General features: G+C 42.4%; 1 protein-coding gene. It reads right to left on the bottom strand.

Going from position 1 to position 427, the window contains the following annotated elements; translation table 11 throughout:
- Positions 1–7: 7 nt before the first annotated feature.
- On the bottom strand, positions 8–427 hold a 420-nt coding region (locus CXF67_RS00230), incomplete at its 5' end, for a winged helix-turn-helix domain-containing protein (protein ID WP_145990325.1).

Here is a 427-nt window from a genome sequence, read left to right on the forward strand (position 1 = left end):
CAGCTCATTAGGGAGTTTTTAAAAAAGCTTTTTCAGCTTCCACATCTTTTTTGTAATGGGACTTTCGAGGGGATTTAAGTTTTGTCCCAAAATGGTGTATCAAGTAATGGCGCAGTAAATGGTATTTGACTTCCACGCCATATTGCTCGAACACCCAGGAACGGGCTTCCCAGTACCCTAGAAAAGGGGCTGTGCTGGAATTGACACGCTCACTCAATCCTTGATGGATTTCTTGGGTTATAATTCTTGACTTGAGCTTCTTGGGCTCATCCGTCAACAGACCCTGAATGCCACGCTCTAAATATTGTTTGGTCCAACGCTGTTGGGTTCTTGGACTAATGTTCAAATAATTTGCAAGTTCCTTTCTAGTTTTGAAACGGTTGCCAAGGATAGATTCCAACCAGATAACTCTTTTCTCGAACCGATA

The sequence above is a fragment of the Psychroflexus sp. MES1-P1E genome (assembly GCF_002836055.1).
Taxonomy (GTDB): Bacteria; Bacteroidota; Bacteroidia; order Flavobacteriales; family Flavobacteriaceae; genus Psychroflexus.